The organism is Terrirhizobium terrae (assembly GCF_030323265.1).
Classification (GTDB): domain Bacteria; phylum Pseudomonadota; class Alphaproteobacteria; order Rhizobiales; family Rhizobiaceae; genus Neorhizobium.
The window spans coordinates 219,783-233,966 of the sequence record NZ_CP104991.1; the positions used below are offsets into that span (position 1 = coordinate 219,783).

The window sequence follows — 14,184 nt, forward strand, 5'->3', positions numbered from 1 at the left end:
TGGGATTGAGAAAATGGCCGCAAATATATTGAAGCGGGCAGCGATCACGCTGCTCGGCACGATTGCTATTCCTGCAATGCTCGCGGCGCAGGAAGCGCCGCTGACGATCGGCATGTCGACGACGCCGACCACGCTGGACCCGCACGAGGACAGCTCGGCGCCGAACAACGCCACCTCGCGCCACATCTGGGACAGCCTGATCAACCTCACAGGCACGTCTTCCAACGCGCCGGAACTGGCCACCGAATGGAAGGCCGTCGATCCGACCCATTGGGAATTCAAGCTGCGCGAGGGCGTCAAATTCCACGACGGCAGCGAGTTCAATGCCGATGATGTCATCGCTTCGTTGCTGCGTGCCCGAGACAAGCCGAGCCAGGGCTTTGCCTCCTACACCCGAAACATCGCCAACGCCACGGCCAAGGACCCGCTGACGGTCGTCATCGAGACGAAGGTGCCGGATCCGCTCCTGCTCAATTCCGTCAGCCGCATCCGCATCATCAGCGCCGACTGTAAGGACGCTCCAGTTACGGATTTCGACAACGGCAAGTGTGCGATCGGTACCGGCGCCTATTCCTTCGTTTCCTATCAGCCGGGCAGCAACCTGACGGTGAAGCGCAACGACAGCTATTTCGCAGGTCCGTCGCACTGGTCGAACGTCACCCTTCGCTTCCTGCCCGATGACGGCGCGCGTCTAGCATCGCTTCTCTCCAACGAGATCGACATCATCGAAACCCTGCCGGCCGACGGCATGGCGCGCGTTGAATCGAGCGATAGCCTGCAGATCGTCAATGGCCAGTCTTCACGCTTCGTCTACATGGGCATGGACGTCAGCCGCGACGTGTCGCCCTTCGTCAAGGCGGCCGATGGCTCGGATCTCGACAAGAACCCGCTAAAGGACCTGCGCGTCCGCAAGGCGATGCTGATGTCGATCAACCGCCCGGCGATCGTCGATCGCGTCATGCAGAAGAACGGTACCGTCGCCGACCAGTTCGTTGCCGAAGGGTACGCCGGTCATTCCGACAAGGTGGAAGCCGTCAAATACGATCCGGCGGCAGCCAAGGCGCTTCTCGCGGAAGCCGGTTACCCGGATGGCTTCAGCCTCACCCTGCACGGCCCGTCCGGCCGCTACGTCAAGGACGCGGAAGTGCTGCAGGCCGTCGGCCAGATGTTCACCCGCATTGGCATCAAGACGAAGGTCGAGGTCATGCCGTGGTCGATGTATTCGGAGGCCTATTCGAAGGGCACCTATAGCGTCTATCTCGGCTCCTGGGGCGTCAATACCGGCGAAACGACCAATCCGACGGTCGCCCTCGTGGCCAGCCGCGACGAGAAGAAGGGCACCGGTCGCTACAATGGCGGCGGCGTCTCCGATCCGAAGATCGACGAGGTTCTCGCCAAGGCCAGCTCGACGCTAGACGAAGCCGAGCGCACGCCACTGCTTCAGGAACTCTCGACGCAGACCTTCGACAACCTCTGGCTTCTTCCGATGCATTACGAAAACGTCGTGCTCGGCGCCAAGAAGACTGTGTCCTACACGCCGCGCGGCGACAAGTACACGCTCGCCTACGAAGTAAAGCCGGCCAAGTAATATTCGATACCGGGGCTGCGCGATTGCAGCCCCTCCCCATTTCCCCAGGAGAAATTCATGCAGGAACTCGAAACGGGCGAAGCCATCGCTCGGGCGAAGGCCATCTATGACTATGGCCACACGGCGATCTTCGCCTCCAAGGTCGATCCCCGTCTTCACATGGTTCTTTATGTTCCGCCGACCGCTGCCGACGGCCGCAAGCTTGATCTGCTCGTCGCGGTTCACGGTACCGGCCGCACGTCCGCCCTCGACTTCCGCGACGGCTTTGCCGAATTCGGCCTTTACAATGACTGCGCCATCCTGTGTCCGATCTTCCCGGTCGGCGTTCTGGGTGACGGCGCGCGCTCCGGCTACAAATTCCTCGAGGAAGGCGACATCCGGTACGATCAGGTCGTGATCGCCATGGTCGAGGAAATGGCCGAGAAATACCAGCAGGACTGGTCGAAATTCGCCATCTTTGGCTTCTCGGGCGGCGGTCATTTCAGCCACCGTTTCGCAATCCTGCACCCGGAAAAGCTCTGGGCTGCCTCGATCGGCGCGCCGGGCTCCGTCACCCTGCTCGATCCGAACCGCGACTGGTGGGTCGGCATCCGTGATCTGGAAGCTCGCTTCGGCAAGCCGTTCCAGCCGCAGGAACTGGCGAGAATTCCAGTTCAGATGGTCGTCGGCGATGCCGATCTGGAAACCTGGGAAATCACCCACAAGCCTGGTGGCAAATACTATATGGAAGGCGCAAACGACGCGGGCAATACCCGCCCCGAGCGCCTTGCCACACTCGCGAAGTCGTTCCGTGATGCGGGCGTCAATGTCACGTTTGATGCCGTCAAGGGCGTCTCCCACGACAGGGTGAAGGTGCTCGGCCACGTCAAGGCCTTCCTTGCCAAGGTACTCAAGGACCGCCGCGCCAAATGACGAATGCAACGATTGTAGCCCCCAGCCGGAAGCCGTCGAAGCCGGTGCCGAAGTCCTCGAACGCGGTGGCAACGCCATCGATGCGGCGCTTGCCTGCGCCTTCGTCCAGGGCGTCGTCGATCCGCAGATGGCCGGTATCGGTGGCTTTGGCTCGATGCACGCCTACATGCCGAAGAAAGGCGTGCACGAGATCCTCGAATTCTATGCCCGGGCTTCGCTCAAGGCGACGCCGGACATGTGGCTCGACAAGATCAAGCACCAGAGCCGCGATGGTTTCGGCTATGTGCTGGAAGGCAACATCTCGGACATCGGTTACCACGCCGTCTGCACGCCGGGATCGCTAAAGGGCTACGAGACGGCCTTGCGCGACTACGGCACGTTCGACTGGGCCGACCTCATCAAGCCGGCCGTTCGCCTCGCCCGTAACGGCTTCATGATCCGCAACCACATGCACTGGTACTGGGCCAAGGACCAGTCGGGCGACGGTTTTGCCAACACGCTCGACAAGCTGCGCTTTTCGAAGACCGGCCGCCATGTGTATTTCCACGAGGACGGAACACTCAGGAATGTCGGCGAACTGCTCGTCAACAAGGATATGGGCGACACGCTCGAGCGTATCGCGCAAAGCGGCGGGTCCGACATCTTCTATCATGGCGAACTGGCCGAGCAGATCGCTGCCGACTTCAAGGCCAATGGCGGCCTGATCGATCGGGAAGATCTGGCGAAATACGAACTGTCGCGCGTTGCTCCCGTCTGGGGCGAATATCGCGGCAACCGCATCGCCACCTCCTCCTCCGGGCTCAGGCTTTCCGATGCTGGAATTCCTCCACATCATGGAACAGTTCGATGTCGGTGCCATGCGGCATTCCAGCGCCGAGCATGTTCGCATCCTTTTCGAAGCCATGAAGCGCATGACGATCGACAAGGATGCCCATATGGGCGACCCGACCTATGTCGACGTCCCCTACGCGGAGCTCCTGTCGAGGGAACATGCCGAAATGCACGCGCTTGCGATCAAGGCGGGCGAGATCGCCAATGTCGATCGGCTCGATCGTTCGCAGCGCGAAACTACGCATATCTCGGTCATTGACAAGGATGGCAACGCCGTCGCGATGACCCATACGCTCGGCAGCCCGTCCGGTGCGATCACCGACGGCCTGGGCTTCATGTATAACGGCACGATGAGCCGCTTCAATCCGGTCCCCGGCAAACCGGGCTCCATCGCACCCGGCAAGCGCCGGCCGAGCTCTGCGGCGCCGACGATCGTGTTCAGGGATGGCAAGCCCAACATCGTAATTGGCGCGCCCGGCGGCAGTTATATCGCGCCTGCGGTCGCCCAGTGCCTGATGAACATGATCGACTTCGACATGTCCGTGCTCGAAGCGGTCTCGGCGCCAAGGATAGTCGGCGTGTCGAATACGATCGACATCTGCAACCGCATCCGCCACTCTGTCGAAGACGAGTTGAAGGCGCAGGGCTACAATGTAGCACGGTCGCCGCAGACTTATGCCTTCGCGGCGGTTCATGCGATCAAGATCGACAACGGCATCTCCAAGGGTGCCGCCGATCCGCAACGCGACGGAATGGCGATCTCCGTCGCTTAGGGAAAGGTTCCATGGTTACTTCCATCATCAGGCGCTTGATACAGGCTCTGTTCGTCATCGTGGCGATGACGATCATCGTCTTTATCGGCGTGAGCGTGATCGGCAATCCGGTCGATATCCTCATCAATCCAGATGCCAACCAGGCGGAACGCGCTCTGGTCATTGCCCATTACGGGCTCGACCAGCCGTTGTGGAAGCAGTATTTGCTGTTTCTGCAGGGGTTGCTGCAGGGGATTTCGGCAACAGCTTCGTCTATGGCCGCCCGGCGCTCGGCCTCATCCTCGAGCGCCTTCCGGCAACGCTGGAGCTGGCTATCACCGCGCTCGGGATCGCGATCGTTTTCGGCCTGCCGCTCGGCCTTTACGCCGGGCTCTATCCAAATCGCGTATCGTCCAAACTGATCATGTCCGGCTCGATCCTCGGTTTCTCGCTGCCGACATTCTGGGTGGGCCTTATGCTGATCATGGTGTTTTCGGTCGAGCTCGGCTGGCTGCCGACCAACGGCCGCGGCCCGACCCTCGAATTGTTCGGCGCCCAATGGTCGTTTCTCACCGGCGAAGGTCTCAGGCATCTCCTGCTTCCTGCCTTCAATCTCGCACTGTTCAAGACCTCTCTCATCATGCGGCTCACCCGGGCCGGCGTGCAGGAGGTCCTGCCCCAGGATTATGTCAAGTTCGCCCGCGCCAAGGGCCTGCGGGAGCGCCGGGTGATCGCAGTGCATGTGCTAAAAAACCTGATGATCCCGGTCGTTACCATTATCGGCCTGGAATTCTGCTCGCTGATCGCCTTCTCCGTCGTGACCGAGAGCATTTTCGCATGGCCGGGCATGGGCAAGCTCATCATTGACTCCATCAACGTTCTCGATCGCCCCGTCATCGTCGCCTACCTGATGATGATGGTCGTACTCTTCGTCGTACTGAACTTCATCATCGACATCTGTTACACCATCCTGGATCCACGGATCCGGCTTGACGCAAAGGCTTGATTCATGGCTGAACCAAATGCGCAAGATAGCAGCGTTCCGGATGCCGGTCCCGGCCGCCTTGCCAAGGGCATTTCGGAATTCTTCCGCTCACCTGCCGCCGCCATCGGCTTAGTCACTCTGATCGTCATCTGTTGCTTGGCGCTGCTGGCGCCCTGGATTTCGCCGCAGAATCCCTATGACCTGATGCAGCTCGACATCATGGACGGACGTCTGCCTCCGGGCTCGGAATCGATGACCGGCCTCGTCTATCACCTCGGCACCGACAGCCAGGGGCGCGACATCCTTTCCGGCATCCTCTACGGCCTGCGAACCTCGCTGTTGGTCGGCGTGCTTTCGGCCTTCGCGGCCGCGATCATCGGCACCACCGCCGGCCTGTTCGCCGCCTATATGGGCAAGCGCACCGAGACGGTGATCATGCGGCTCGTTGACCTGCAGCTCTCCTTTCCGACCATCCTTATGGCGCTGATGATGCTCGCCATTCTCGGCAAAGGCGTCACCAATGTCGTCATCGCACTGATCATCGCCGAATGGGCGACCTATGCCCGCACCGTCCGCGGCACGGCGCTGGTCGAGCGAGAGAAGGAATATGTCGAGGCGGCGCGCATGCTGCGGCTTCCCGGCTGGCGCATCCTGTTCAAGCATCTTTTGCCGAACTGTCTGGCGCCCGTCATCGTCATCGCGACCATGCAGGTGGCGCGGGCGATCGGGCTGGAAGCAACGCTTTCCTTTCTCGGGCTCGGCGCATCCGTCACGGAACCGTCCCTCGGCATGCTGATCTCGACCGGCTACCAGTATCTTCTGACCGGCCTCTACTGGATCAGCTTCTTCCCCGGCATCGCGCTTCTGGTCACGATCGTGGCGATCAATCTCGTCGGTGACCGGCTCCGCGATGTCCTCAATCCGAGGAACATGTCATGACCGCCCTGCTCAAAATAGAAAATCTCGTCACCGAATTCGGCGGCAGTAAAGGGCAGCCGGGACTGCGGGCCGTCAATGACATCTCCTTTACGGTCGAGCGCGGCAAGGTGCTCGGTCTCGTCGGCGAATCCGGATCGGGCAAGTCGGTGACCGGATTCTCGATCATGCGGCTGCTCGAAAAGCCGGGACGCATCGCCGGCGGCCGGGTAATCTTCGACGGCACCGACATCTCGAACTGCTCCGACGAGAAGATGCGGCAGCTGCGCGGCAAGCGTATCGCCATGGTCTTCCAGGACCCGATGATGACGCTCAACCCGGTGCTGACCATCGGTACCCAGATGGTCGAAGCTGTCCGGGCGCATGACAGCGTGTCCAAGGACGTAGCCCGCCAGAGATCTCGCGATGCGCTTGCCATCGTCGGCATTCCGAGCCCCGAGGAGCGGCTGGCCGCCTATCCGCACCAGTTTTCCGGCGGCATGCGCCAGCGCGTCGCGATCGCCATCGCGCTTCTGCACAGACCGGACCTCATCATCGCCGACGAGCCGACGACGGCACTCGACGTGACGATCCAGAGCCAGATCATCTCGGAATTCCAGAAGCTCACCGAGGAATCCAACACCGCAGTGATCTGGATCACCCACGATCTCGCGATTGTTTCGAGGCTCGCGGACGATATCGCCGTCATGTATGCCGGCCGCCTGGTCGAAACCGGCCCGGTTACCAAGGTGCTGAGCGACCCGCATCATCCCTATACCGCCGGGCTGATCGCATCGGTTCCGTCGCAGAACCGGCGCGGCGAGCCGTTGCGCCAGATCCGCGGCATGACGCCCGCGATCAATCGGCTGCCCCAGGGCTGCAGCTTCCGCACGCGGTGCGATCGCGCGACGGACGGCTGTCTCGTCATGCCCGCCCTCATGCCGGAAGACGACCGCTCCCTCCGCTGCATCCATCCCGTAACGAAAGAGACCGTATGATGACGGTGACAAACGCGCCCATGATCGAAGGCTCCCCGGTCCAGACGCCGTCGACCGGAACCCTCTCATCGAAGCACGAAATGTCTCACAGCGTTTCGGTCCAAAGCCGGATCTCGCGGCCAAGATCGCACTCAAGCTCAGGCTCGCAAAGCCCGCGCCTATCGTGCACGCGCTGGATGACGTCAGCCTGGCCATCCGCAGCGGCGAGGTCGTGGGCCTCGTCGGCGAGAGCGGTTGCGGTAAGTCGACACTCGGCCGCGTCATCGCCGGGATCAACGCCCCGAGCGACGGCAAAGTTTTCTGGAAGGGTGTCGACCGGAACGCTATGTCGGGCAGCGAGCGACACGAACTCGGTCTCGCAACCCAGATGATTTTCCAGAACCCGATGGCCGCGCTCAACCCGCGCATGACCGTCGAGGAACTGCTCTGGGAAGCCCCCAAGGCTCATGGCTTGGCCCGCTCGGCCGAGCGCAACGCCTATGTGGACAAATACCTGCTGCTCGCCGGCTTCGACCCGGCGATGAAGAAGCGCTATCCGCATCAGTTTTCAGGCGGCCAGCGGCAACGCGTCAACATTGCCCGGGCGCTCGCGGTGCAGCCGAAATTCCTGGTCTGTGATGAAAGCGTCGCAGCACTCGACGTGTCCATCCAGGCGCAGGTGATCAACCTGTTCATGGAACTGCGCGACAAGCTGGATCTCACCTATCTGTTCGTTAGTCACGATCTCGGCGTCGTCGAGCACATCTCCGACCGCGTCGCCATCATGTATCTCGGGCGGATTGTCGAAGAGGCGCCCGTCGAGGAAATCTTCAAGCGGGCAAATCACCCTTACACGCAGGCTCTCCTCTCGGAGGTTCCGCGGATCGAGTCCGGGAAGCGGCGCTTCAAGCCGGTTGAAGGCGAGCTGCCGAGCCCGCTCAACCCACCGAAGGGCTGCCACTTCCACCCCCGCTGCCCATTCGCGATGGATCGCTGTCGCATCGAGGTGCCGGTGAAGAAGCAGGTCGCGCCGGGCCACCTCTCGGCATGTCATCTAAACGATCAATGTCTGACGGATTAAAACCAAAGGCCTATTCGGCATTGCGCTCTTGATGCAATGTGAACCCAAGGTGCACACAAGCAATTCAGACAATGGATCTTCGAAGCTGTCCCTAGTTGAACTGACTTCCCCAGATCTCATTATCAAGGTCATGAGGCTGATGTCAGCCTCACCGGCCATTTGGCAGCTTGCTGCGCCGCTCGACGTAATTGACCAGCCGGACCATTGGCCAGAGAAACGCGAGGTAGATCATGGCCGCGCCGATCAAGGGCGTAGGGCTGGCAAAGAACGCCTGCGCATCATTGGCCTCCTTCAACAGTTCCGGCAGGGCCACCGCAGAGGCAAGCGATGTATCCTTGAACATCGACACGCAATTGCTGGTGGTCGGTGGGATGACGAGCTTGATCGCCTGCGGCAGAACGACCTTGCGCAGCGTCGTGACGAAGGACAGGCCGAGCGCATGCGCGGCCTCGAACTGCCCCTTGGGTATGCTCTCGATGCCGCTGCGGAAGACCTCCGCCGAATAGGCCGACATGACGAGGGTAAAGGCGAGTGTCGCCGAAAACCCCGCCGACAGGCGTACGCCGATGAATGGCAACGCGTAGTAGATCAGGATCAGGACAACCAGCAGCGGCACCGCGCGAAAAATGTCGATGAAGCCGATGGTGAGCCAGCGGACCGGCCGGGGAGCGTAGAGCCGCAGGAGACTGATGAACATGCCTATTGGAATGCCGAGGCAGATGGCCAGGACCCCGAGCAGCAGGGTGTTGATGACGCCACGAAGCAGCGCCGGAAAGGCGTCGACGAAGACGTCGATATTGAAGAATGTATCGATGAGGGTCATGGGCGTCCGGAGGAATCGTGAAGTCGGAGTGTCGGAACGGGCCGGCAGAGCGATCCTCCACCGGCCCGGTTGACGTTGGCACTTGCGTGCCTTTGTCAGCCCTTCGGCACTTCCGCTTCGAGCACCGTGGATGACTGCTTCGGTGCGTCGGTGCCGAACCACTTCTTGTGGATGGCCTGCATGCTGCCGTCCTTCTTCATGGCGGTCAGCGCCTCGTTGATTTTAACGAGATAGGGCGAGTTCTTGGCCATCATCATGCCGTATTGTTCGCCCGACTTGATGCGCTCCACCACGCGCATGCCCTTCATCTTAGTGAAGGCATATTCCATGTTCGGAACGTCACTGGTAATACCATCGACGCGTCCGGCAGAAAGGTCCAGCAACGCATCCTGCGGACTGTTGTAGCTCTTCACCTCGGCAAAGCCGTACTTGTCCTTGTTGTCCACCAACCACTTGTGGCTGGTTGAACCCGAATGCGAGCCGACGACCTTGCCCTTGAGGTCCGCGAGACTGTTGATTGCGCCGTTATCCTTCGCCGCAATCCCCATGGCGGAGTCGTAATAAGGTTGGGTGAAGGCCTGCGAGACGAGGCGTTCCTTGGTGATGGTGATCGATGAGATCGCAACGTCGATACGGCCAGAACTGGTGGCCGGGAAAAGCGGCTGGAAGTCATAGCCTACGATATCGACCGCCATGCCGACGCGTTTCGCCGCCTCGGTGACGATGTCGACTTCGAAGCCTTCGAAAACGCCGCTGGCGTTCTTGGCTTCGAATGGAGGATTGTTCGGGTAGGAGCCGACATTAAGCACGCCTTCGGCGTGAGCAATGAAAGGCATGGCGACGATGCCGGCCGCGGCCGATGCGATGAGAATGCTGCGACGTGTGAAGTCCATTTTGTTTCCCTCTGGTTGGCCCGGTTTGGCTCCTCCCTTCCGACCGGTTCTATCTTCCGCCCGTCTTCCCGAACGGGCGTCATTGCTTCATTCCAGACACCCTCGATCCAGCGGACAATCGTGGATCATAGGCAATCGCGCATCAGTTCCTGAGCGTTTCGACAACCCTCCCGATTGCCGTGTCCAGTGCATTCAGTCCGAAGTCGATCTCCTCTTCCGTTGACGTGATCGGCGGCGCCAAGCGCATGACGCCGGATGTGTAAGCACCGGTGATGTTGGCTGAAAGGCCGAGGTCCAGCGCGACCTGTGTGACCTTCTGGGAAATGGCCGTACCGGTCTGGCCTGCAAGCGGAAGAAATTCCATGCCGAGCAGCAATCCACGGCCACGAACGTCCCCGATGCATTCGTGATGCTGCATGAGGTTCTGCAGGCCCTTCTTCAGGCGGGTACCCAGCACCGCCGCTCGCTCGACCAGTCTATCGCGCTGAATGATCTGAAGCACCTTGAGGGCTACGGAAGCAGGCAGTGGATCGTTGACATGCGTCGTCGCGAACATGAAGCCGCGGCTGTAGGCGGTCTCCGCGATCTCATCCGACGTGGAGACCGACGACATCGCCATGCCCGCGCCAAGCGTCTTCGACAGCAGCAGAATGTCCGGCACCACCTTGTCGCGCTCGAAGGCAAACATCTCGCCGGTGCGCCCGAGACTCGTCTGGGCCTCGTCGACGATCAGCAGCATGCCGCGGCGTTCGCAATGAGCCTTCAAGGCGGCAAGGTAGCCGACAGGAAGGTCGAGGACGCCGCCCGTGCTCAGGATCGGCTCGGCAACGAAGGCTGCTAGATTTCCAGTCGACTGGCGGTCGAGGAGTTCGAAACTGTCGTCAAGCTCCTGCTGCCATGTCACGCCGGGAAAGCGCGGGCGGAACAGATTGGGCGCGGGGATGGCAAAGGCGCCGGGCATCAGTGGCCCGTGACCGCGCCTCCCGATCGAATAGGTGGCCGACGCCGCCGCACCCGTCGATCCGTGATAGGACTGGGCGAAACCCACCACTTCCCACTTGCCGGTCACGACCTTGGCCAGACGGATTGCCGCCTCGACCGATTCACCGCCGGTCGAGAGGAACATCGAGCGCGGCAGTTCCGGCACGAGATCCGCCAGCGCCTCGGCCAGATCCACGACCGGCTTCGACAGCATCATGCTGAGCAGGTGGTCGAGCCGGCTGGAGGCCTCGTGGATGGTCGCCACGAGTTCCGGGTGGGCATGGCCGAGCACGGAGCTCATCTGTCCGGAGGTGAAGTCGAGGATACGGCGGCCCGAAGCGTCATATAGCCAAGATCCCTCGGCGCGCTCCGGTATGAAGGGCGTGAAATCGCCACCCAGCCCCATGTAGCGCAGCAGGTACTTGTCGGCCTTGATCACAGTTTGCTCATCGGCATTCATTGATGAAATGAACTCTCTTGTTCGTGTTGCTCCCCGACGACAAGCGCGTCTTCGAGATCCGTTTTCGAGAGATTAATGCGAGCGCGAGGCATGAAAAGCGAAAAGACTTTGCCCCAATCGAAGAGAAAAATTCATCATTGGAAAAGCGATCCGGCGCTGGTCACAATATGTCAGCCGGTCAACGCACCGAGCGCTACCGTTGCGGCGGAAACATATCCAATCTGGTCAGTTGCCAAGCTCTGCGGCGCTCATCAGCCAATCGATGACGGCATCGACTGTCGCGCTCGGCCTTTTCGTCGACGGCGTGAAGATCCAGTAGCCCAGGCCCGGACGTTCGAGCTGCGGAAACGGCGCAACAAGCGTGCCGGCCCTTACCTCTCGCTCCACCAGGATACTGCTTTCCAGCACGATACCCAGGCCATCCGCGGCAGCCTGTATGGCGAGATAGGACGGGTCCAGCTGGATCCTGTTGACCGGATTCATGTCGAGCTGGACACCTTGCAGGTTCAGCCACTCCTCCCACGACATATGGTTGTGAAACGTGCTGATCAGTGTCTGGCCGAGGAGCGCCTGCGGGGTTTTGAGCGAATGGGCCGCCATCAGGCTTGGCGCACAGAAGGGCTGGAAGGTCTCGCTGATCATGAAGGAGGCGCGGTCCTTCCACATATCGTCGCCATAGACGATTTGGATATCGGCCGGCGCATCTGCCAGCGGTTCCCAAGGCAATCTCTCGCCCTGAAGGTATGAACCCTGAGCGTTCAGCCGGATATCCAGCCCCGGTCGGAGGGCCAGCAGATCCGCCAGCCGGGGCAGGATCCAGGAATGGGCGAAGGACGGAGGAGCTTCGATCCTGACGACATCCAGAGCGCTTCCGTTCTGCCCGCGCGCCCTCATGTCGCTTGTGGCCGCACGCAGCCAGCGTATACTGTGGCGGACCGACCGGGCGTATTCCGCGCCCTCCGGCGTCAGCGTGACACCGCGTCCCACCCGGTCGAAAAGCTGCACGCCGAGGATTGCCTCGAGCAGCCGGATTTGATGGCTGACGGCGGAGGGTGTCAGGTTCAGTTCCTCCGCAGCCGCATGAAAGCTTTCCGCTCGCGCCGCGGCCTCGAAAACAGAAATCCCACGCAACGGCAGTACCCGTTCAGTCATGTATCCTCACGGTCACCTGCCAAACCCAACAGAAAAAAGAATGGGCGAAATCACTCGCCGCGACAAGGCACTACTCAAGCGCCACACGAACTTTCGATTTTCGGCGATGCGGAGCCGGCAGTGCGGCATGAATGGCGCCCTCGCTATCCTGCGAAGCGCCCCGCAGATCGGTAGACCGTCGGATCCGGGATCGGCACGGCCTTCATCAGCGCCCTGGTATAGTCTTCGCGCGGGTTCTCGAAGATCTCGCGGCGCGTGCCCGCCTCGACGATCTGGCCGCCGCGCATGATGGCGACCTTGTGCGACATCCGCTCTATGACGGCCATGTCGTGGGAGATGAAGAGATAGGCGAGGCCCATCGTCTCCTGCAGTTCGAGCATCAGGTCCAACACCTGCGCGCGCACCGACACGTCGAGTGCCGCAACGCTCTCGTCGGCGACGATGAGTTTCGGTTCGAGCGCAAGCGCGCGGGCGATACAGATGCGCTGGCGCTGGCCGCCGGAAAATTCATGCGGATAGCGTGTCGCCGCATCCGGCGTCAGCCCGACCCGTCGCAAGAGATCCGCAACCCGTTCGCGCCGTTCGGCGGGCGTACCGATGCCGTGAATGGTCAAAGGCTCGGCAACCGCCTTGCCGACCGACATGCGCGGATCGAGGGACGCATAGGGATCCTGAAAGATCATCTGCGCCGAGCGGCGGACGGGCCTCAACTCGTGGTGAGACAGGCGGGAAATGTCATAGCCGTCGATCTGCACCGAGCCGGAGAAGGGAATGAGGCCCAGCACCGCCTTGCCCGTCGTCGATTTTCCAGAGCCGCTTTCGCCGACCAGCCCCACCGTCTCGCCCGGCATGATCTCGAAGGAAATGTCTCGGACGGTCGCGGTTGGCGCCTGCCAGCGAAACAACATGCCCGTACCATGGCCGTAACTGACGCTGAGATCGCGGACATTGAGGATCGGCGCGGTCGCCCTCTCCTTCGGCTGTGGCGCCTCTTTCGAAACCCTGGGCGGACCGTCGGTGCCCACAAAAGCGCCGAGACGTGGCACGGCTGCAAGCAGCCGGCGCGTATAGAGTTCTGACGGGCTGCTGAACAGATCGAGCGAATTGCGCTGCTCGACGATGCGGCCATTCTGCATGATCGCCACGCGATCGGCCATTTCGGCCACGACACCCATGTCATGGGTAATCATGACGATCGAGGTTCCGAACTCCCCTTCAACTCACGCATCAGGTTGAGGATTTGGGCCTGTACGGTCACGTCGAGCGCGGTGGTCGGCTCGTCGGCGATCAGCACTTTCGGCCGGCAGGAGAGCGCCATGGCGATCATGACGCGCTGGCGCATGCCGCCCGAAAGCTCGTGCGGATATTGCTTCAGGCGTCGCGCGGGATCGGCGATATGCACCGCCTCCAGCATTTGTCGAGCGACAGTCTCTGCATTATCCGCCTGCTGATGCTCGCGGATCGCCTCGGTCAGCTGGGCGCCGATGCTCATAACCGGATTGAGCGACGTCATCGGCTCCTGGAAGATCATGGCGATCTCGCCACCGCGGATATGCCGCATCTGGCTGTTGGAAAGCCGTGTCAGTTCCCGATCGCCCAGGATGACATTGCCGGACGTGACCCGCAGCGAAGCTTTTGGCAAAAGCCTCATGATCGAGAGTGATGTCACCGACTTGCCCGACCCGCTTTCGCCGGCAAGGCAGAGCGTCTCCCCTGCCCTGAGCTCGAAGCTGATATCGTTGAGAACCCGCTTCAGCCCTTCTGGCGTGCGCGCATCGACGCAGAGGTTTTCGACCCGCAGCACCGGCTTGTCCCGGCTTTCCGCCTCCGTCAT

General features: G+C 61.3%; 9 protein-coding genes and 3 pseudogenes. 7 read left to right on the top strand and 5 right to left on the bottom strand.

Annotated elements, in window-relative coordinates:
* The first annotated feature begins 13 nt into the window (after positions 1–13).
* From N7E02_RS04850 to N7E02_RS04880, 7 genes and pseudogenes are all read left to right on the top strand, one after another.
* Positions 14–1,588 (top strand): ABC transporter substrate-binding protein, encoded by a 1,575-nt coding sequence (locus tag N7E02_RS04850; RefSeq protein WP_286578929.1) that lies wholly within the window; start codon positions 14–16, stop codon positions 1,586–1,588.
* 57 nt (positions 1,589–1,645) lie between these two features.
* The gene (locus N7E02_RS04855) at positions 1,646–2,500 is read left to right on the top strand and encodes an alpha/beta hydrolase (RefSeq protein WP_286578930.1); all 855 of its coding nucleotides are present in this window, start codon (positions 1,646–1,648) and stop codon (positions 2,498–2,500) included.
* Positions 2,497–4,104, top strand: a pseudogene (gene ggt / locus N7E02_RS04860) (gamma-glutamyltransferase). The gene N7E02_RS04855 and the pseudogene ggt overlap by 4 nt, the downstream one beginning before the upstream one ends.
* An 11-nt stretch (positions 4,105–4,115) precedes the next feature.
* Positions 4,116–5,089 (top strand): annotated as a pseudogene (locus tag N7E02_RS04865) (ABC transporter permease).
* 3 nt (positions 5,090–5,092) lie between these two features.
* Positions 5,093–6,007 carry an ABC transporter permease gene (locus N7E02_RS04870; protein WP_286578931.1) on the top strand — a complete coding sequence of 305 codons (915 nt, stop codon included), beginning with the start codon at positions 5,093–5,095 and terminating at the stop codon, positions 6,005–6,007.
* Positions 6,004–6,981: an ABC transporter ATP-binding protein gene (locus tag N7E02_RS04875; RefSeq protein ID WP_286578932.1), complete on the top strand. Its 978-nt coding sequence runs from the start codon at positions 6,004–6,006 to the stop codon at positions 6,979–6,981. Before N7E02_RS04870 ends, N7E02_RS04875 begins: the two co-directional genes overlap by 4 nt.
* Positions 6,982–7,048: 67 nt before the next feature.
* The gene (locus N7E02_RS04880) at positions 7,049–8,041 is read left to right on the top strand and encodes an ABC transporter ATP-binding protein (RefSeq protein WP_286579080.1); all 993 of its coding nucleotides are present in this window, start codon (positions 7,049–7,051) and stop codon (positions 8,039–8,041) included.
* 148 nt (positions 8,042–8,189) lie between these two features.
* On the opposite strand, the gene N7E02_RS04885 is transcribed toward N7E02_RS04880, so the two are convergent.
* From N7E02_RS04885 to N7E02_RS04905, 5 genes and pseudogenes are all read right to left on the bottom strand, one after another.
* Positions 8,190–8,864 carry an amino acid ABC transporter permease gene (locus N7E02_RS04885; protein ID WP_286578933.1) on the bottom strand — a complete coding sequence of 225 codons (675 nt, stop codon included), beginning with the start codon at positions 8,862–8,864 and terminating at the stop codon, positions 8,190–8,192.
* Between the two features lie 95 nt (positions 8,865–8,959).
* A complete protein-coding gene (locus N7E02_RS04890) occupies positions 8,960–9,757 on the bottom strand; it encodes a substrate-binding periplasmic protein (protein WP_286578934.1) in 798 nt (265 codons plus the stop codon).
* A gap of 142 nt (positions 9,758–9,899) precedes the next feature.
* On the bottom strand, positions 9,900–11,198 hold the full coding sequence (locus tag N7E02_RS04895; protein ID WP_286578935.1) for an aspartate aminotransferase family protein: 1,299 nt from the start codon (positions 11,196–11,198) through the stop codon (positions 9,900–9,902).
* 225 nt (positions 11,199–11,423) lie between these two features.
* Positions 11,424–12,350, bottom strand: coding sequence for a LysR substrate-binding domain-containing protein (locus N7E02_RS04900; RefSeq protein WP_286578936.1), 927 nt, complete (start codon positions 12,348–12,350; stop codon positions 11,424–11,426).
* Positions 12,351–12,493: 143 nt separating this feature from the next.
* Positions 12,494–14,184, bottom strand: a pseudogene (locus N7E02_RS04905) (ABC transporter ATP-binding protein).